We start from the raw sequence: 19,596 nt of genomic DNA, 5'->3' as shown, positions 1-19,596 counted from the left end.
TCTCTACCATGGGAACACGTAGTCTAGTGACTCCTTTAGAACCATTAATGCTTCTCCAGGAGTCAAAACTGGTTTATAAAAATCACTTAGATCATCTATTGCTAACCTTGGACAATTCGTTACAACAAAGAAGTCTACATTGAAAGCATTATCGATAGCTGCCAACACTTCACGTGTAATGTAGTGCGATACTATTCTTACGACACGTGCTCCTTTCTCTTTGAAAAGCTTAGATAAGTACTCCATGAGAGACAGCCTGCATTGCCCGGGTCTAGTACCAGTAGTTAATCCAACAATACTATAGCCATCCGTAATAATTTTCGATACAATATACAACCTTTTCGCAATAATTTTCCTACACTCATCCCCCAGGTCTTTTATTTCACGCTTCAATGGATCGGCGAGAATGACCTTTTTATCACGTTTATACAAACACGCTCCTAGTGCATGGAATAACCCAGAGGAGATAATGATTATCAAGTCGTAATGTTCATGGGAGTCTAATGCAGTATAATCGCATCCTATGACCTGATAATCCTCCATCACTTTATGTCTTGGAGTCCCCTTGATTACATTGAATCCTTTTCCCTCAAGGAATTCGTGGATTTGCCTAGCCTGCTTAACATACTGTATACTGGCAGCTAGTAGTACTCTCTTAGCCCGATTCTTTTCTAGAAACGATGCTATGTACTCCATAAATTCTTTGTCAACGGGTCTGCTGTAGTATGCTGGAACATAGTACACGGGTAGCTTCGGCTCTACTTGCATGTGGGGATACTTATTATGCCCAATATGTATAATGGCTTGTGCACCAATAGCTTCTGCTTCATCCACAGCGATATCACATGAACCATAAGAAGGTGTTCCCGAGACATATATTTCGATACTATAGTTTCTCAGTTTATCTTCAAGCTCTTGGATGATATGTGGTAGAATCGTCTTTAGACCATTTGGTGCTTGTAAGAGAATACGTGTACAATTGTTTTTCTTTATGAAAGAAACTATTTCCTCGTAATTAATCTCGTATGGCGGGGGTTCTTTGTCAGGCAATAGGCTTGAGCCCTGGCTTTAATGGTTTGAATACTATTCTTGCTGGTAGAGGTAGTTTTGAAGCTGCTCTTCTGAGAGCCTCCTTGGCGTGTTGTACGTGCTCCTTCTTTATACGAACTTCCATGACTATTGTTCCAGGATATACTCTTGCTGCAACACCAACTGGTTTACCGAAAGCCTGTCTCATACCATCTTGTAGACGGTCTGCACCAGCGAAAGCCATCATCTTGTTCTCTCTTAGCACGTGGTGTGGGTATACACGTATCTTTAGGAAGTAGTTGTTATCACCAACCTCAGTGCTAAGATACTTGTTAGCCATTACACGTGCTGCTTCCAGTGCGTTATGTCTTATCTGTCCCGCCTCTTTCATAACGAGGTATGCAACGTAATCATAGTCTCCGTGTATGTTACCCATCTCGAACTTGACGATCTTTGGCTGTGGAACACCGGGTATATACTCCTTCCTAGTGTAGGGTGGGCCTGAAAAGTGTGTATAGCATCTCGCTGGTCTCAAAGGCATTCTTATCCGCCCTCTCCATAACCCTACTCTTGTGGATAACCTAGTGTTCTTTATAAAGGTATTTCCTCTTATCTACTCTTCTCCAGAACCATTATGTGAGGATAGAGATTTCCGTGGAACACTGTTCTCTCATGCACTATCTTGTACCCGATTTCCTCCGCAATTCTATGTACATAACTGAATTCTGTAGTTATCATCGTTAGTCTCCCCCCGTCATTAAGTGCTTTCCATGCTGACTCAAGGAATTTCCTGTATAGACGCCTTATACTCCATGGATCCCCGTAACGTATTCCATAAGGCGGATTGAGGATCATATGATCAATATTTGAGAGCAATTCATGTATACGGCGAGCATCCCATACCTTAAACGTTGTTTTCCCCGCGACACCGGCTGCTACAGCATTATATCTAGCGCCCTTAATGTGAACGGGATTTATGTCAGTACCAATAATTACAGCGTCTTCATGTAGAAGAGCTGCTTCTATAGGTATTGTTCCGCCACCACACATAGGGTCTACTATAACTTGTTTGTCGCGTGTCCCCGAAATGTATAGCATTGCTGCAGCCAGTGTTGGCTTCAATGCTGCCGGGTGGTCATATACTCTATACCCGCGTCTATGCATACTCCAGGGGCCCGTGAGCACTATTCCTGCTAGTAATCGTTCCTCTCTGAGGAAAACATGGACTATTATATTGGGGTTCCTCAGGTTAACTGGTGGTCTTCGTCCATAGAATTTTGTTGTAATAGAAATCACTACATCGCCTACAATACGTGCTATATCCATTGACGTGTACTCGTGCCTACCCATTCTCTCTACTTGTACTGCAAAGCTTGTCTCTGGCGTCACGTATTCAACAATGTTACCTAGATTCTTTTCGAGAATGGCTTTTAATTCTGGTAAATAGGAGTAGTCGGGTCTAATATTGTCTATGACTGTTAGGAGGATCATTGCCCTATTTATTGTTCTAAGCCTGTAGATTCCTTCAATACCTTGTTTAGGTTCTTCAAGGAATACATAGCCAGACAACATGTTGTATACAGGTTTTCCACCCAGTTCCGCACGGGCTTCTTCTGCAACGATATCTTCAATCCCTGGATTCACCGTAAAGGCTATCTTCAATACTCTCTAAACCCCGCAGCGTCTTCCTTAACAGGTACACAAGAAGTCTTGCTTCATACTCACTAAGCCTACTCCTATAGAGTATACTCCTTATTATATGGTGTATACGCTCAGCCTTGGTCTCATGTAGTCTAAGTTTCTTCACAAGCTCGTCGAATAAAGTTATGATCTCATTTATCTTGTTTGGCGGAGCTGGTGGAGGAACATTGCATTGAATATTGGATAGCTTCACCCATAACTCGTAGAGTATTATCGCTACTGCATGACTCAAGTTTAGTACTGGATACACTGGGTTAGCAGGTATGGTTACTAGTACCTGTGCTTTCTTGATTTCTTCTCGCGTAAGACCAGTACTCTCGCGGCCGAAGAGAAGGACTATTTTCTCTTTACCAGTAACCATTTTTTCAACAAATTCTCTTACGGGCACCGCCTGCCTCACGTAATCTCCTTCACTATAGCCTTTAGCTGACGTCGCTACAATGATGTCCCCTCCCTCTAATGCTTCATCAAGTGTATTAACAATCACTGATTTCTCGAGAAGACCAACAGCTTTGGCGGAATATCTCCTAGCTTCTTCAAGACTAGCTTTTGGATTAACTATATAGAGTTCCTCGACACCGAAGTTCATACATGTTCTTGCAACAAAACCTATATTCATAGCCCCTTCTGGTTCGACAAGCACTACCCTAACTTGTTTCACTAAGAATCGCCTCCACAGCTATTATGTCTTCAAAGAAATAATGTTCATAAACTTCTCTATTTACTTTGAAACCATGTTTTCTTAGAAGCGAGAATACTTCCTCTTTTCCAGTTAGTGAGGAGAATACTATGTAGAGAACACCATTATCTTTAAGTTTCTCTGATGACTGCTCAATAATTCTTGATAGGATTTCTATGCCTCTATGACCTGCATCTACGTCTCTGAACATAGTCCTGTTTTCCCTAGGCAGGTATGGTGGATTAGCTGTTATTACTTCTACGCTTTTGTTACCGATACATGACAATAAATCGCATTTCAACACAATTGCTTTGCTGGAAATATTCTTCTCCACAACGTTGTGATACGCGTTATGGACAGCATTGTCATCTATATCGATCAGTATTGCCTTAGAAACAATGTTTTTTAACACCAGGTAGATCCCTATTACACCACTCCCCGTACATACATCAACTAAGGTCTTTCCCTTAATCAGATCTGCGTTAATTATTTTCAGGAGAAGCCATGTGTCTTCAGCTGGTTCGTATACTCCGTTGAACACGGTAATCCATGTTGTGTCATCTATGAATACTTTCTTTCCATTACCAGTCTTGCTATCTCTAGCAAAACCCTTGGCTCCAGCTCATAGACTCTGGCTTCATCACTAATACCAAGCCTCCGTGCTTCATCTCTTTTAACACCAAGTTTTCTCTCAAGGACACGTATAGCTTTTTTCCTTCGCTCGCTAAAAAGGAGTCTTGTAATCTCCTCTAGTATCTCAGTATGTTTATCGTAATTCTTCTTTCTCTCAAGTACTACTAACCGTGAATACACTTTTGGTTGGGGATAGAAACAAGATGGTGGATATGTCCGGACTGTTTCCACATTAAACAATATTTTTGTGATGATCGTTAGTCTCCCATAGCTGTTGGTACCTGGCTTAGCAGTTAGTCTTTCAGCTACTTCTTTCTGTAAAACAAGAACCGCCTTCTTCACAGCATTGGTTCTTGCAATCTTTATTATTAAGTCAGATGATATATGGTAGGGAGTATTTGATACAATACATTCAGTACACCAGTCGATTTCAAGAGCATCGCCATTTACTACTATGCAGCTATTTTTGTTTTCGACAGTATTTCTTGTAGCAACGGCAAGTAATGGATCTATTTCTATTGCCAGAACTCTACTGTATGAAGACAAGTAATACGTTATAGTTCCAAGACCACTCCCTACTTCTATAACATTTCTACACGCTAATTCACGAACCTTACCCACAATATCAAGTACAAGAAAAGGACTTACTACAAAAGACTGGCTGTATTTTTCCTTGGGTTTTATACCATATTCTTTCAGCTTGTTCCTTGTCCATATTAGAAGCATTCTAGTTGATGACAAAGGAGGTTTGGACAAAGGATGGTACCTTCACATTTATTTCAATCGACAATTTTACGGTAACCTATTAGAAGTGCCGTACTTTCTCTAGGTAACCAATATATATCGTCCCAGGACCTATTTTATGTCTCGGCGGTTTTATGAATAAATAGTACTTGTCTTCGCCACGAAGCTCCACTAGTATACGGTCGACTATTGTTTTCACGGGATCACTTAGTTTAACTCTCTCTTGTATGTCCTGAAATGATTCAAAAGGCTTTTTCCTTCGTTCATCAAGTATTAATTTCATGGTCTTTTTACCTATTCCAGGCAGGAGCTCAAGTGTGTGCAGTTTAAGTGTTATGGGCCCTGCTTTATTAAAGAAGTCCACGAATACTTTCTCGTTCTCTTCAACAATCTTTCTGACAATACCCTCCAGATTATCCTTAGCCGTAGATGTAAGATCGTCATACGATATCCTACCAATAATCCTCTTGATCTTTGACTCCCTGTCAAGCTCTACTTTCTCGCCGGGTCTCAGGTCAACACCAGGATAGGGTTCTACTTCAAGTAGTGTAAAGAACCTTGTTCCTATGGCTTGTGCAACAGGTTTATTCCTATACTCAACATATTTATCCAATGGATTGCCAAACGGCATGAAGTCGAGAATATAAACACTAGTCTCCTTAAGTTCTTCTCTCCCTCTTCTCCTAGAAGGCCCGGGCGGGCCAAAGGGTTGTCTTGGCCTACGCGGCTGGTACACGGTAATTGATCACCTTTTACATGTTAGAGAGTGTTTTATGCATTGGTCTTGTCAATATAATAATGTAGACCCAGATTATTTAAGTTAGTTAGTTTAGATTTCCAAGAAGTATTTATATCTCATAAAGAGATTCTTATGAGCAATACTTCTTTACAACTTCCAGGATCTTGTTTAGTTCTTCAGTATCGATAGTTCTTTCCTCCAGTACAAGTAGGGTTCTGGCTTCATCAAGTGTTTCAGGACATATGTTGACGAACATTACTATGGTTTCTGGTTTCAACTCAAAAGCACTTAGCTCCCTCTCGAGAGCTTCAGCCTTGTCTGCATCCATTTTCGAGTACTGGCGTAGATACTCCATGGTCTTGTGTAGTAAGAGAGGTATAGTGCCTTCCTTTTCTTCTATACGCTTGATTATTTTCTCTAGAAGTTTTTTAGCAACAGGATTTGATACATGTTTTTCCTCAATCACTTCAATATCTAATTCACTGGACAAGGGTTAACACCATGATTGAAGTATTGTTTCCTGTTAATAAATTGTTTTACTGGCTTGTTTTAACGGGCCTAAGGTGCTCAGGCCGTACGATCAGTGTTTTCTTCTTGTCACCTAAGTATACCTCAACGATATAGCATTTCCCTCTCTTGCCTACTATGACTCCTGTTTTTCCATGGAATCTCCTGTGAGGCATACCTTTGTGCACCGAGGGGTTTATCACTATGTGTACTTTATCGCCAACCTTGTATTCGTACAAGAGGAGGCTTAGTGGAGGTATTGCGCCGCGCTCTCTGACTTTTTTCGTCATTAATTTCCTTGTTCTATGCCTATAGCCTCTGGGTGCCTTGACCATTTATTGCCACCATCTCCTCCGTATATACTCTGGCTTGTTTTAGAACAGCGAACCCTTAATTTAAAGGTTTTTGTATACGTGGAAGATATACTTCTACACCGATCACGTCAAGCTCTATACAGTATGCTTGTACTCCTAGTACCGACGTAAAACTTGGATCTGTTCTACCTTGATCCCCTGATATTAACTCCTTTATGTAGAGACCCCCATCACTTTTTATCAGTGCCTCAAAAACTCTATCCGAGATCTTATTGACAACGACTTCGTATACCTTCCTAATTCTTTCTCTCTCTTTTTTCCTTCTAAGTATTCTTAATGGTGTTAGCTGCCTGATTGTCCTGTTTCTGAAGAACTCCTCGAGTTCACGTAGTTTATCATCACTCACTGGCTGATCCGTCACAACCAGTGCTTTGTATATTTTTTCCTTCTTCGACAAGTCTGTTTTCAGCAGTCTTATCGTCTCTCTTGTTGCTTCCCCGTATACTTCTGCATCAATAACTACTGATTTGAGTAACTCGTTTAACAAATTCGTATCAACGAGCCTGAACCTAGGGTTCACGATTTCTACTACCATTGGTCTTCCTGTTCCTAGCATTCTTGCATCAACGTCTTCACGACCTGATGCATGCAGTATTGCTTTATCCGAATCGTAGAGGGGGTTTAGTGTATGGTCTAGGAACTCTTCTATGGAGTACGGGTACTTCTTTGCTCCTTCAACACTCCATATAGTGTGTGATATGTTTCTTGCTTTCTTCCAGTATCTGCCGGTGAGAAGAATGGGGTTGACGATGGGGTGTATGGTGTTTTTCTCATAGTCTATTATCGCTACTATATCTGGTCTCGTGAAGTCTGGTTCTATACCTGTTTTCTCCTTGACTATTTTTCCTACTTCTCTTTTTATCTCGTTTTTTATTGATTCACTATAATCAATCCCTATTTCTCTAACGAGCTCTAGTTCCTTTAGCATCATTTCCCTATCTATTGTTACTCCGATGAGGAAGCTTGTAGCATTGTATTCCTTGAGTATCTCTATCACATTATCCGCTAGTTCCTCGAAGTATTTACGGGATATTTTTCCATTACATAAACTACATTTCTTAGGCTCTACGTCTTCACCATAAACTACGTTGTATAGTCTTGTCAGCGGGTCTCCAGCATTTTCAGCAAGTTTTTTGACAAAATCCCTTAGTTTATCGTCTCCTTCCTCCGTCGGAATAAGCATTGATACCAGCGTTTTCAACGCGTATCCACGTTCATCGTTTCCTAATCCCTTGCCTAGTCTAGCAAATAATCTTCCTAGACAATGATTACAAAGTGGGTGTTTCAACAGGATCCTTATCGTTTTCTCTATTATGTTAGCTGCATTGTTCTTCGCTTTCTCCACATAATCCTCTTGCATATATTATCTCACCTTTCCTCCTGATCAATGCGCCGCAAGCAGTGTCTATAATGTAGTGGGTTATAGCGATTGCCTTTACGGTATTCTCGTTTACACCCTTAAGTATTATTGTTTGACGTGATTCCTCAGGTAATAATTGTTTCCCGCATGTATCAATGACTATACAATTAGCTGTTTTGAACACTGGGTATAGTTCGCATGGATGAACTGGTTGCCCCTCACCCCATGGCCTCAGTATTATTGTTCTCATACATTCGCTTGTGATTAACTTCTTTAATGTCTCCATGTTTTTCTCCACGTACTTGACTCCGGGTAATCGTTTTTCTTTACAGTACACCGCCTTCACAAATCCTCTAAGACTGTTTTCTTGTGGATACAAGTGTCTTAATTGTTTTCCTTCGAGGAGAACTATTTTGTCATGCGTTAATGTTACAAGTATTGTGTCTACTCTTATCCCATGTGATACCACTAGTGAGTATAAGAGAATAGAAGATGTTTTCTCGATATCATGACATGGATTGTTTATTTCAACTAGTATTATCCGTTTTTTGTACTTCATTCTCTAGAACTCCTAGATCCCTATCCTGAGTTTCTCCAAGAGATCCTTTCTTCTCCTCAACTGCTTGGCTAATTTCTTGACTAGCTGGTACTGCTTCATGAGCTCCTTGACGTCGTTTATGTCCACGCCTGCTCCAAGTGCTATTCTCCTCATCCTCCTTCTATCTATGATCTCGGGGTTGTCTAGCTCCTCGTATGTCATCGAGTTTATGATTGCGAGCCATTTATTGATTTTCTCCTCGGCTTCACGTGCACTCAAGTCTATGTCGAATGGTGCTTTGAGACTTAGTCCGGGTATCATTGATAATATTTTCTTCAATGGACCCATTCTTCTCAGACTTATTATTTGCTTGTATACTAGCCTCATGTTTATTTTACCGCTGAGAAGTTCCTTGACTTCTTTCTCAGTGAACTCGATCTTTGTCTTCTTGACGCGCTCTAGAAGTCCTTCTAGGTCTCCTATGCCTAGTATTCTTGCAACGAATCTCGTTGGGTTAAAGACTTCTAGTTCATCTATTTTCTCGCCTGTACCAATGAATTTTATCGTGGCTCCAGTGACTGCTACTGCTGATAATGCTCCTCCTCCTTTTGCTGTTCCATCGAGTTTCGTTACTATTATCGAGCCTATTGGTGTTGATTCATGGAATTTCTTTGCTATATTGTATGCCTGCTGGCCTATGGCGGCGTCGATGACTAATACTACTTCATCAGGTTTTATCTCCTTGGCTATATCCTTCATTTCTTTGAGCAGGTCTTCCTCCCTATGGTGTCTACCAGCTGTGTCAACGATTATTATATCGAAGTCTTTTTCCTTGTATAGTTCTACTCCTCGCTTAGCTATTTCAACAGCATTCTTGTTCTCAGGCTCTCCGTAGACTGGTACCCCTATTTTCTCGCCCAGTTGTCTTAATTGGTCGTAGGCTGCCGGTCTATACGTATCCGCACATACGAGTGCTACACGGTATCCATCGAGCTTATAGTAGTATGCTAGTTTTGCCGCTGTTGTCGTTTTACCGCTTCCCTGGAGGCCCACTAGTAGGATAACCCATGGTTTCTTCGGCGGCTTTATCTCCGGCTTCTTGTCCCCACCGAATAGTTTTGAGAGCTCCTCGTAGACTATTGTCACAAGCCAGTCTTTCCTACTGATACCCGGTGGAGGCTCCTCTTTGAGCGCTCTTTCTTTTATCTCCTTAGTTAACTGGAAGACTAGCTTGACGTTTACATCCGCTTTAATTAGTTCTTTCTGTAGCTCTTTTATGAACTCGTTTACACTCTCCTTGTACTCCTTGTTGCTTCTAAGGAATTTTGATAGCGCTTTCCTAACTCCTTCGAGCACCATTGCTCTTCGACACCTAGCGTGTAGTAGACGTGTTTAGAAGTATTTGCTTACTCCTTTTTCTCTATATTGATTATTTTGTTATATGTCTTGATAATAGATAGCCCTGATGACAAGGGGGAACATAAAGAATGAGTAAAATAAAGATGTTGTTATTTTATTTCTAAACCGTTCTCCTTGAGTATTTTGAAGAACTCTTTGTTGTCTTTCTTCATTATCGCGTTTAAGAGGTCGTCCACTAGCGCGGGGTTTCCTAGTTTTATCGCTAATGGTTTCAAGAACATTGATGATAATATGAATATCACTGTTGATTTATCTCCATAGTATTCTTCGAGTACTTCGTATAGGGCCGCCGGGTCCTCTAGTAGTAGTTCTATTGCTGTTTTTCCTGTTTTTCTTCTCGCTATTATGTCGAGTAAGTGTAGGTATCCTGGCGTCTTTTCTGATATGTATTGTTTTATATGTGATAGTATTTCCCATTTATTCACCTTCATTACTTCTTCACTCTCCTTTCAATGCTTTAATACATTCGCTCAAGCATTCACTCAGCTGTTTTGGCGTGAGTATTGTTGGTTCTTTTCCTGCCCGCCATACGTAGAGGTATGGTTCTAGTTTTTCTTCCTTGGTCTTCTTGTAGTATAGTCTCATTATGATCTCTGATAGCTCGGCGTTTTTGTAGTATTTCTTTTTATCAACTAGTGTCATGTATCTTATTGTTAGTATTCCCTTGGATTTATGGTATAGCAGCTGGTTTCTAAGGAACATGTAGTACTTTGAGTTGTTGCCATGCATTGAATTAACTACTTCCACGCCATGAAATATCATTGCGTCCGGCTTGTATTCGTCTACTAGTTCTAGTTCCTTACCCAGTATTTCCTCGAGGCTTAGTGATGCCGGGTTTATTGCTTTTACTATAATATTATTCATTATGTCATCTGAATTGATTCCATATTTATTTAGTAATTGTTTAGCGAATTTCTCTATCTCCTTGACTGAGTACCTGTAGGTTACTATTAGTGTTTTGAGCTTATTTATTGTAAGCATTGTTATTATTGGCATGTACGTGTATATTATGCTTCGTGCATCGGGAGGGTATACTACTAACATACTGTTTCCTGGATACACGGGCTCTATTGCTTCTGCCAATTGTTTGCATGGGTGTTTTAGTTCTACATCTAGTTTAGCTGATGGTGGTTCTTCTTGTATTGGCGGGTAGAAGAGTCGTATTCCTTTTCCCTCCACGAGTATGAATGGTATTTCTGCTACCGAGATTCTTGCGTCTCTTAGTTTCCGTAGTTCTATTACTCTGTTTAGTAGTTTGTTTTCTATGTTGTGCTTGAGTATTAGTACGACGTCTGCAACGAATTCTACGTCGCCTACTTTTATCGTGGTTTCTCCTAATGGTATTTCGGCGATTATTACTACTAGTCCCTGGATTAGTGATGCTATGTTGTATACGTAGTTTTGGATTAGTCCTCGTGCGTTTATTGTTTTCTCGACTGCGTGTCCTATTGGTGTGAAGCTGTCTAGTACTACTATTTTTGCTTGGAACTCTATTATTTCCGTTGATATGGCGTTTATTAGGTCGTCTATTATGTCTCTTGATGATAGTAGTGGTAGTCTCAAGTATTTGAAGAGCTTGTTTTTCTCTAGTTTCTCGAAGTCCATTCCGAAGGTTTTCATTCTTTTTATGAACTTGTTTTTGTCTTCATTGAATGACACGTAGATACAAGGACATCCTCTTATTGCATTGTGGTAGCATATTGTTGCAGCCAGTGTTGTTTTTCCGGCGCCTGGGTTTCCGGCTATAAGTATTGTTGTTCCTGGTGTGAGTGCTTTAGAATATATGTTGTCTAGTTCTTTTATACCGAATACAAAACATTGATTAGGGTTACGTTGCACATAAGACACCTGTTTTGCGAGGATAATGTATAGTTTTTATCGTGTATTCAAACTTCCCTTATACACTGTGCAGAGGTTGGTTATATTTATTCCTGTGACTTATATCTGGTATATTCCTATTAACTATTTAATTGTACTGTGGACTTATCTTATGGTAAGTTTTCTATTACATGTTTTTGTAGTGGTTTTTATAGTATTATGTTGCTATTTGTTTTGCCCTTGGTTTTCCATGAATATTTCTCTTAAGCATTCATAGAGTATTCTTCCTTTACTGGATAAGTATATTTGTACTTTTGGCGGTAATCCTTGTACTTTCTTTTTCGTTATGAGCCCTAGTGACTCCAGTGTCTTGACTATAGTGTACACTTGTGGCCTGTTTTTACCTATCATTCTTGATAAATCACTTATGCTAACTCCCTCGTTCTCCGCAATAGCTTTGAGTACACTACCGAGAAGCCTGATATGCTCCTCTAGTGTAACAGGCATAACCACAAGCCCTCAATAGCGTAGAGGGGTTCCAGGTAACTAGATTATGTTCCACTAGATAAAATATATATGTGTATGAATGAAAAAACAATAATACAATAATTCATGGTTTCACGAGAACCACAGCATTCCTCCCAGGATCATAGTACACCAACAGCTTCTCACCAGCCTTAAGCCCCATCTTATCAACAATCTTCTTCGGAACAGTAACACGATACAACGAACCAGACTTCAACACAGTAACACTACCAACAAACTCCAAACCCTCACCCACAACAAACCACCCCCACAACAAAAAACAATACAAAAAAGCACCATAAAAACCTACTCAAACACAAAAAGCATTAAACAATAATAAGAAGTAATAAAAAGGTTTAAATAATACTAAAAAATAATATATAATACGTGGTATTTATGATAAATATAACAACGTCTTCCGGAGAATTAAGCAGCACTTATAAAACGATAGACATCACAAATACTGCTAGAAGACTTTTCGAAATACCACTAAGAGAGTTACTGAAAAGAGTTATCAAATGGAATCCCCTTGAAGTTCATGCATGGGCTTTTGGATTTAGTTTAGGAGATGCCTCAATAGATAGAGCTTATCTCCAAACAAAAAGAATAGATGTTGAAACCAGTCGATTGGGTACACTGATTTGTTTCCTCACCATATTCTTATTGCTAGCTACACCACCGATAAAGATAAGATTCTATGTAAGAAAAGATAGTCGAGCAAAATATAAAATGAGGGCTTACGCCAAGGTATCCAGAGAACTACTTGAGCTACTAGCTTCACGTGAATTCGACAAATTTAATGTATTTGAAGAAGATTATATGTTTAGATCCTTTTTAGCAGGTATTATAGATAGCGATGGATCAATACAGCCTTACGTAAAGAAGCGTGGAAAGAAAAACCAGAGACTATACTTTGAGCCCGAGGTTTGTATAATCAATAGCAATACGAAATTACTTAAAGAAATTCAAAAACAATTATTTTCGAGATACTCCATAAGAGGAAACGTAGTCTATGCATATACCCCAGGTGTTTACAGACTAAGAATAAATTCACTTGAAAGTGTATACAATTTCTTGAAACTTACTGATAATCACCTATTAAACATTGAAAGACTGCCAAAAGCAAAGGTAATTCAACTATACTATAAGAACAAAATAACGATGGAGGAACTAATAAAGATCAATAAAAGACTTAAAGATCAAAATTACAAGATACATAAGATACTACAATCATTCATTCTTACAATGAACAAGAATAAGTTAGTGCTCGTAGTAGACGAGAATGGTAAAATAGACATAAATCAGGCAACTGTATAAATGCAAGAGAAAAGGTATAAAGGAATGATACGCCCCGGCCGGGATTTGAACCCGGGTCACGGGCTCGACAGGCCCGCATACTAGGCCGGGCTATACTACCGGGGCGTTTCCTCCGGGGTTTTGTGTGTTTTTTGTTTTGGGGTTATATGTTTTGTGGTTGTTAGCCTATTTTGCCTAGTTTCTGTACTTTCTTGGGTCTTAGGTTTTTGCTTCTGCATCTTCGGCATTTGGTTGCTCCTGGTGGGTTTAGTGCTCCGCATTTGCGGCATACTAGTTTGTTGAGTGCACGGTTGTATACTATTTTTAGTTTCACGGGGTCTGTTATGGGCATGTCTTGTTTCTGCCCTCCTTTCCCCTGTTTTCTGTCGTACTGCTGATTCTCCATCAACCATACAGTGTAGACGAGTAATAAATCTTACTAGCTCGTCGTGTTGTAGTAGGGAAACCAATATAAATAGAAGTGGTGAATTAGAAGCCCCGGGACAAGGGCCCGGTCTACCCGGGAGCCCCCTTACTGGGGTGATGAAGACCCTAGGCCACGTGAAAGCAGCGGGATGACTAGCTGTCTAGGTGGCCCGGGTAGCTCAGCCTGGATAGAGCGCCGGGCTGTGGACCCGGAGGTCCCGGGTTCAAATCCCGGCCCGGGCCCTTTACTCTCCTTCTCGTCTACGCGGCTATAGACTATGTTCTAGTATGTCTTTGATTATCTGCTCGTCTACCTTGAATGGCGTTCCCTCGAGGAGGTACTTGAGCCCTCCTAGAACCATGCCGGTCACTGTTTTGATGTCGTCTCTACCGAACCCGTAGTCGCTAAGCTTCCTAGTGAACCCTATTTTCTCCTGGAACTCCTCGATAATCTTCATTGCTTTCCCGGCGTCACCGGGGTCGGGCTTTATACTCGAGTCAAGTAACTTGAGTATCTCTGCCGACTCAGAAGGCCTTGCTTTATGTGTATAGTAGACCGCCCTAGGACCAAGTATCCCGAGGCCACAGCCATGGGGGAGCTTCGGGTTCAACCCACTTAATGCATGCTCTATAGCGTGTATGATATGCGTACCACTCATATCAATAGCTATCCCCGCTAACAACGAGCCATATAGAAGCCTAGACCTACCATCAAGATCCCTTGGATCCCTTAGTACACGCTCGATGAAACCAGCAATATTCTCGGTAGCTGAAACACTATGAAGCAAAGTATAGGGCGTCGAAGACCTTGAAGTAGCCGCCTCATAGGCATGATAAAAAGCGTCAAGCGTGGTATAAACAGTCTGGTCCCTAGGCAACGTAACAGTATAACCCGGGTCATCAACACTAGCCTTCGGGTAGAGGATTGCTATACCCCGTTTCTCCCGGTTCTCATCAACAGTTAAAACAGCATACCGGTCAACCTCACTCCCAGTACCATGAGTCAGATTCACTGCAAACAACGGAAGCGAGCCACGGGGTCTACGCCTCCAATACAAGTAGTCAACAGCACGCCCACCACTAGCGGCAATAACACATGCAACCTTAGCAGTATCAATAACACTACCACCACCAATAGCAACAACTGCATCAAAACCATTCCTCCAAAGAAACTCGCCAAGATCATCAGCCTGGCTGGCCCAAGGATTAGGAGTCACGCGATCATAAACATCATAACCAACATTATTCTCCTCAAGAACCCTAACCACATCACCGAGAGCACCACTAACCCTAGCAGAAGACCTACCAGTAACAATAGCAACCCTACTAAACCCCTTCAAGAACCTCCCGAGACCACCAACAACACCACGTCCGAAAAAGACACGAACACCCTTATAATCAACAACGAAACCATCAACAAACATACAACCACCCCAACACGAGACAACAATAACAATCTACGAAATCAAAGATAATAAACATTAGACACAACACTACAGAAGGACAATGAGGAAAACATGCAGAACACACTCAGAGTAATAGAAACCAGCAACACGAGCATAGTACAAGAGATCATAGAGTCCACGATGGGGCCGCTGCACGCATACTATGCAGTAGAATGCATAAAGACAAGGATATGCCGTAGCATCATAGTGCTCCACGACAATAAACCAGTAGCGACAGGAGTATACTACACAGTACCCATAGACACAAAAACACTGACGATAATCTACTATATCGCTGTGGAAAAAGAGCATCAGAAACAAAACATAGGCAAAATAACAGTACTATCAATAGAAGAACTAACAGCCCAAAATACAATAGCATACATGGCATCAACAACGATAGAAAACAAAGCATCAATAAAAATGTTCAAAGACCTAGGGTACACTGTACTAATACTAGACGATCTATATAGAAGATACAACGACATGACAATAAACTTGCTGACAAAAATAACCTGCAGCCATGAAGACGACGTCTACTTGATAAAAACAATAAAGCCGTACACCATAAGACAAATACTAGACAGCATAAAACCAGGTACCGCCCATAGGATCTGGCGCCAGATATGCTACAAACCATGGGTAAAACTATGGAGAACAAAACGATAAAACAAAATAGTAAATACAAAAAACAATTAGAGCACAGACTATAAAATAAAGTAGCAATAAATGATACACTAGATCAAAATTATTGATAAAGTATTTATTATTCGTCCAAAATAATAGATAATACTGGTAGAATGAGGTGATCAATGCTGAGGCTCAAATCCTACCTAACGATACTCACCATAATACTAGCAGTACTGGCAACACCACTAAACGCGGATTCCGGGACACAAAACGGGTATGCAACATGGTTCCTGACAATAGGTGGGACAGGGGCCGAGACACCGGGCAACGGGATCACGCTAGACTATAGAAACAACGTATACATAACAGGGACAACTCTAAGCTGGAGCAATACAACAAAAAAGGCATTCGTAGCAAAAGTAGATCCCCTTGGTAGACTCATATTCTCAATAATATTTGGCGGAAACAGCGACGACGAAGCCTACGATATAGCCGTGAAAGGAACAGACTACATGTATGTCGCCGGGTCAACATATAGTTTTGGTGCAGGAGGAAGAGACGCATACATAACAAAGATCGATAGGTTTGGAAACATAATATGGTATGTTACTCTAGGAGGAAGCCAAGCAGATTCATTAAAGTCGCTTAAACAGGGAAGCGACAACTACCTTTACGCTACAGGATATACGAGAAGTTTTGGCGCAGGATCATCAGATGTACTTGTCGTGAAATTAAGTGAAAATGGATCGCTCATATGGGCATTAACTATAGGCGGACCATACTCTGATGAAGCCAATGGTTTGTATTTAGACAATGAAAATAACATTTATATCGTTGGGAAAACTGCAAGCTACGGGTATGGTATATATGATGCATTTGTAGCTAAGATTTCGAGCAAAGGCTCTCTTTTGTGGTTTAAAGTAATAGGCACAAGTGAAAGCGATGAAGCTACCGCGATAACTTTGGATGAAAACGAGACAATATATGTAGCAGGATGGACTCTCAACACAACAACTGACACAATAGATGCATTTGTCGCCAAAATACTGCCTGACGAAAACAGGACAATAGAATGGATCAAGATGTTTGGTGGAGACGGAGACGACATACCCTATGGAATAAAGTATTATAATGGTAAGATCTATGTGACAGGCTTTACAACAAGCTACTCCGCAACAGACACCGATCAAGGAGACATATTCGTGGCAAGAATAGATGCCAAAACAGGTAACATTGACTGGTTCATAGTAATAGGGGGAAGCGAATACGATTCCTCATCAGCAGTAACGGTAGTCAACGACAACATATACATTACAGGCTCAACAACAAGCTTTAGCAGTGGAAGCGAAGACTTATTCCTCGCTAAACTAGAAGACGCTTATCTAAGCACACTCTCCTCCACAGAAAATATGATATGGGTTGACAACGGGTATCCTAACAACGTTACTCTATCAAAGAAGACCGTACCAGAATATGATCTATCGCCAACAGGCCACAGTAAAGACGAGATACCAATAATAATAACAATAACAACAAGTCTAGTTGTACAACAGCAAACTAACGTAGTACTAAATGCCGTGATACCAATAGCATACATAGCCACACCTACAGGAGAATACCCCACAGAAGTGATAACAGTAACAAAAACAAAGACTGTAACATTATACTCTATACAAACAGTAACATCAACCACTACAACAACAAAAGAAATAACAACAACAGTAACCACAACAGTAACGTCAACCACTACAGAAAAGATAGTAGCCGAAGTAACAACAATAAATCTAGTAAACGTAACAACAATAACCATGATGAATACTATAGCAACAGAAACAGTAACAGTACCCTACACAGCAACAAAAACCTTTACAACAACAAGTCTAGTAACCACAACAGCAACCATTACCGAGACGCAACCTACACTAGATCTCATAACACTATCGGGAGTCGCGACAGTAATATTGATCGTTGGATTAATAGTAGGTTTCATAATGGGTAGAGGAGGAGTACTCAGCGGAAAACCTCTTTTCACGTTCTGAAACACTCAAAACAAGTTTTTATAATTAAAATTAATAGGCTAGACACCATATAAAAGGAAGGTCGTAACTATTATATTGAGAGACCCGCTTGTCTAAGCCTACTTATAATAAGTTTCTCCTCGTCTTCGGGGAAGTACATGATAGTTCTCAATATGATCCTCTTATCAATATCGTTCTTCAACTCACTAATATACTTCGATAACTTATCTAGGTCTACTCCCTGTCTAGCCTTTAATACTATGTATTCCTCAGGCTTGATCATCTTGATCTCTATACCGCTAATTTTCTTCTTCCCAGCACCAGATATGATCTCCTCAGGTACATAGATATCGAATATGTTTTCATAGAATTCTAGAGGTATCTCCTTATCATCAACTCTGGCTATAATCTTAGGTGTACCAGCATCTGTAGTCGCGTAGAGCCAGCCTTCAGACTCCGCTATACTACCATACTTTTCCTCCTCAACAATAACGCTAGGACTTATAACAAACAAGTCAACATCGCCCTCAAGAATTTTCTTCTTTAACGCAAACTGTACAACAGTATCACCTATAATTACGAAGTCAATACCATACTCCATAAGCTTTCCAAGAACATATGCAAGCTCATCAATACTATACCCCATAATACATCACCTATAACTCACAAAACACTTACATGTCTATTCAACAAAATAACCTTAAATACTTTAATCACGAAAACAAGTCCCAACAACACGAAGACACTGAAACATTTAAACCCAGTAAAACACAAGAAAAAGAAAGAAGAGGAGCCGGGGTGGCCGAGCGGTCAAAGGCGGCGGGCTGCAGTGGCCCCATAAACAACCGCCCGTCACAGAAACCCGCTTAATCGCGGGTTCGAATCCCGCCCCCGGCTCCACTCTTCTAGTTCACTAAGCAAACTCAACAATACAATAGAACCAATAGTCTTTAGTCTTTTTGAAGAAGGCTAACCAATAAGTCAGATAAAGGAATTTTCTTCATAGCCAAGAGCTCCCGCTGGGGAGTACTCATCATCTAATTATTTTGAAGAACAAAACTCCTACATATCTGTTCTCAATTCAATCAAGTTAAAAAGATCCTAAAGATATTATAGGAACAAAATACAAATAGGGAATAAGGTTAATAGTCTAAATAATGTCTTAAGCTTTAAGAGAAGGATGCTGAAGCAGAAATGAGGTGTTGTCTTAAGTGAAGTACCCGCTAGACAAGGTCTGTGTTAAAAGCGGCATACTTTGTCCACGCTGCCAAAGACTTGTCGATACAGGAGAAGTACAACAATACGAGATACCAATAATGAAGACACTGATAGAGCTAGAGGAAGGCAAGTATAAAGAGTTAAGACAAGGCAGTTATATAAAAGCATACAAGAGCGATAACATAATTATAGTACTTGTCCAAGGTATCGGCGATCCCAAAGCATTAGAGAAAGCATCCAAAGACCTTTCACAGAAACTAGGTTTTAGAGTAAAGATTATTGAAAAAACAGGTGATATAAGAAGACTTATAGAACAAGTCATTCATCCTGCAATACTGCTAGGCGTCAACACCTTATGGCTTCCCGATGGAAGCGAACAAGTTGTTATTAGGATCCCGAGAAGGGATCATAGACTGATATCTAATTACATAAAAGACTATGAGAAAATTCTCGGCGAAATTATAGGTAAGCCCGTTAGAATAAGATACGAGTAATTT

At 40.4% G+C, this 19,596-nt stretch carries 23 protein-coding genes and 3 tRNA genes; 6 read left to right on the top strand and 20 right to left on the bottom strand.

Annotation, left to right across the window (positions count from 1 at the left end; genetic code table 11):
• Positions 1-3: 3 nt before the first annotated feature.
• From dph2 to J4526_03300, 16 genes are all read right to left on the bottom strand, one after another.
• On the bottom strand, positions 4-1,050 hold the full coding sequence (dph2, locus tag J4526_03375; protein WFO75905.1) for a diphthamide biosynthesis enzyme Dph2: 1,047 nt from the start codon (positions 1,048-1,050) through the stop codon (positions 4-6).
• Positions 1,043-1,570 (bottom strand): 50S ribosomal protein L16, encoded by a 528-nt coding sequence (locus J4526_03370; GenBank protein WFO75904.1) that lies wholly within the window; start codon positions 1,568-1,570, stop codon positions 1,043-1,045. The genes dph2 and J4526_03370 overlap by 8 nt, the downstream gene beginning before the upstream one ends.
• A 68-nt stretch (positions 1,571-1,638) precedes the next feature.
• Positions 1,639-2,691 (bottom strand): methyltransferase, encoded by a 1,053-nt coding sequence (locus J4526_03365; protein WFO75903.1) that lies wholly within the window; start codon positions 2,689-2,691, stop codon positions 1,639-1,641.
• The gene (locus J4526_03360) at positions 2,657-3,349 is read right to left on the bottom strand and encodes an RNA methyltransferase (GenBank protein ID WFO76304.1); all 693 of its coding nucleotides are present in this window, start codon (positions 3,347-3,349) and stop codon (positions 2,657-2,659) included. Before J4526_03360 ends, J4526_03365 begins: the two co-directional genes overlap by 35 nt.
• Positions 3,350-3,377: 28 nt before the next feature.
• On the bottom strand, positions 3,378-3,950 hold the full coding sequence (locus J4526_03355) for a methyltransferase (GenBank protein ID WFO75902.1): 573 nt from the start codon (positions 3,948-3,950) through the stop codon (positions 3,378-3,380).
• 20 nt (positions 3,951-3,970) lie between these two features.
• Complete coding sequence (gene rsmA / locus J4526_03350) at positions 3,971-4,798, bottom strand: ribosomal RNA small subunit methyltransferase A (protein ID WFO75901.1); 828 nt, start codon at positions 4,796-4,798, stop codon at positions 3,971-3,973.
• Positions 4,799-4,847: 49 nt separating this feature from the next.
• On the bottom strand, positions 4,848-5,417 hold the full coding sequence (locus tag J4526_03345; GenBank protein ID WFO76303.1) for a DUF655 domain-containing protein: 570 nt from the start codon (positions 5,415-5,417) through the stop codon (positions 4,848-4,850).
• A 238-nt stretch (positions 5,418-5,655) separates the two neighbouring features.
• Complete coding sequence (locus J4526_03340) at positions 5,656-6,015, bottom strand: DNA-directed RNA polymerase subunit F (protein ID WFO75900.1); 360 nt, start codon at positions 6,013-6,015, stop codon at positions 5,656-5,658.
• Between the two features lie 46 nt (positions 6,016-6,061).
• On the bottom strand, positions 6,062-6,367 hold the full coding sequence (locus J4526_03335) for a 50S ribosomal protein L21e (protein WFO75899.1): 306 nt from the start codon (positions 6,365-6,367) through the stop codon (positions 6,062-6,064).
• Between the two features lie 55 nt (positions 6,368-6,422).
• Entirely contained in the window at positions 6,423-7,766 is a 1,344-nt protein-coding gene (locus J4526_03330) for a tRNA pseudouridine(54/55) synthase Pus10 (GenBank protein ID WFO75898.1), read from the bottom strand.
• A complete protein-coding gene (locus J4526_03325; protein ID WFO75897.1) occupies positions 7,723-8,325 on the bottom strand; it encodes a hypothetical protein in 603 nt (200 codons plus the stop codon). The genes J4526_03330 and J4526_03325 overlap by 44 nt, the downstream gene beginning before the upstream one ends.
• Before the next feature lie 12 nt (positions 8,326-8,337).
• Complete coding sequence (gene ffh, locus J4526_03320; protein ID WFO75896.1) at positions 8,338-9,663, bottom strand: signal recognition particle protein; 1,326 nt, start codon at positions 9,661-9,663, stop codon at positions 8,338-8,340.
• 149 nt (positions 9,664-9,812) lie between these two features.
• The gene (locus J4526_03315; GenBank protein WFO75895.1) at positions 9,813-10,154 is read right to left on the bottom strand and encodes a DUF3227 domain-containing protein; all 342 of its coding nucleotides are present in this window, start codon (positions 10,152-10,154) and stop codon (positions 9,813-9,815) included.
• Positions 10,155-10,161: 7 nt separating this feature from the next.
• Positions 10,162-11,562 carry an AAA family ATPase gene (locus J4526_03310; GenBank protein ID WFO75894.1) on the bottom strand — a complete coding sequence of 467 codons (1,401 nt, stop codon included), beginning with the start codon at positions 11,560-11,562 and terminating at the stop codon, positions 10,162-10,164.
• Positions 11,563-11,766: 204 nt separating this feature from the next.
• On the bottom strand, positions 11,767-12,048 hold the full coding sequence (locus J4526_03305) for a helix-turn-helix domain-containing protein (GenBank protein ID WFO75893.1): 282 nt from the start codon (positions 12,046-12,048) through the stop codon (positions 11,767-11,769).
• A gap of 103 nt (positions 12,049-12,151) precedes the next feature.
• Positions 12,152-12,322 (bottom strand): AbrB/MazE/SpoVT family DNA-binding domain-containing protein, encoded by a 171-nt coding sequence (locus J4526_03300; GenBank protein WFO75892.1) that lies wholly within the window; start codon positions 12,320-12,322, stop codon positions 12,152-12,154.
• Between the two features lie 140 nt (positions 12,323-12,462).
• On the opposite strand from J4526_03300, the gene J4526_03295 reads away from it, so the two are divergent.
• Positions 12,463-13,383: an LAGLIDADG family homing endonuclease gene (locus J4526_03295; GenBank protein WFO75891.1), complete on the top strand. Its 921-nt coding sequence runs from the start codon at positions 12,463-12,465 to the stop codon at positions 13,381-13,383.
• Between the two features lie 30 nt (positions 13,384-13,413).
• On the opposite strand, the gene J4526_03290 is transcribed toward J4526_03295, so the two are convergent.
• Both J4526_03290 and J4526_03285 read right to left on the bottom strand, forming a co-directional pair.
• Positions 13,414-13,488: transfer RNA gene (locus J4526_03290), tRNA-Asp, on the bottom strand.
• Positions 13,489-13,543: 55 nt separating this feature from the next.
• The gene (locus J4526_03285; GenBank protein ID WFO76302.1) at positions 13,544-13,714 is read right to left on the bottom strand and encodes a 50S ribosomal protein L40e; all 171 of its coding nucleotides are present in this window, start codon (positions 13,712-13,714) and stop codon (positions 13,544-13,546) included.
• A gap of 242 nt (positions 13,715-13,956) precedes the next feature.
• Here J4526_03285 and J4526_03280 point away from each other — a divergent pair.
• Positions 13,957-14,031, top strand: a tRNA-His gene (locus J4526_03280).
• A 26-nt stretch (positions 14,032-14,057) separates the two neighbouring features.
• Here J4526_03280 and J4526_03275 read toward each other — a convergent pair.
• Positions 14,058-15,212, bottom strand: a complete 1,155-nt coding sequence (locus tag J4526_03275) for an iron-containing alcohol dehydrogenase (GenBank protein ID WFO75890.1) — start codon at positions 15,210-15,212, stop codon at positions 14,058-14,060.
• 93 nt (positions 15,213-15,305) lie between these two features.
• On the opposite strand from J4526_03275, the gene J4526_03270 reads away from it, so the two are divergent.
• Both J4526_03270 and J4526_03265 read left to right on the top strand, forming a co-directional pair.
• Positions 15,306-15,902: a GNAT family N-acetyltransferase gene (locus tag J4526_03270; GenBank protein ID WFO75889.1), complete on the top strand. Its 597-nt coding sequence runs from the start codon at positions 15,306-15,308 to the stop codon at positions 15,900-15,902.
• 143 nt (positions 15,903-16,045) lie between these two features.
• Positions 16,046-17,902: an SBBP repeat-containing protein gene (locus J4526_03265; GenBank protein ID WFO75888.1), complete on the top strand. Its 1,857-nt coding sequence runs from the start codon at positions 16,046-16,048 to the stop codon at positions 17,900-17,902.
• A gap of 70 nt (positions 17,903-17,972) precedes the next feature.
• On the opposite strand, the gene J4526_03260 is transcribed toward J4526_03265, so the two are convergent.
• Entirely contained in the window at positions 17,973-18,527 is a 555-nt protein-coding gene (locus tag J4526_03260; protein ID WFO75887.1) for a nucleotidyltransferase, read from the bottom strand.
• 146 nt (positions 18,528-18,673) lie between these two features.
• On the opposite strand from J4526_03260, the gene J4526_03255 reads away from it, so the two are divergent.
• Both J4526_03255 and J4526_03250 read left to right on the top strand, forming a co-directional pair.
• Positions 18,674-18,781 (top strand) — tRNA-Cys (locus J4526_03255).
• A gap of 311 nt (positions 18,782-19,092) precedes the next feature.
• A complete protein-coding gene (locus J4526_03250; GenBank protein ID WFO75886.1) occupies positions 19,093-19,593 on the top strand; it encodes a transcription elongation factor in 501 nt (166 codons plus the stop codon).
• Positions 19,594-19,596 lie beyond the last annotated feature (3 nt).

The organism is Desulfurococcaceae archaeon MEX13E-LK6-19, assembly GCA_029637525.1.
In the GTDB taxonomy this organism is placed as follows: domain Archaea; phylum Thermoproteota; class Thermoprotei_A; order Sulfolobales; family Desulfurococcaceae; genus MEX13ELK6-19.
The sequence above is the reverse complement of the archived record's forward strand: the minus strand, read 5'-3'. Positions and strand labels throughout refer to the sequence as shown.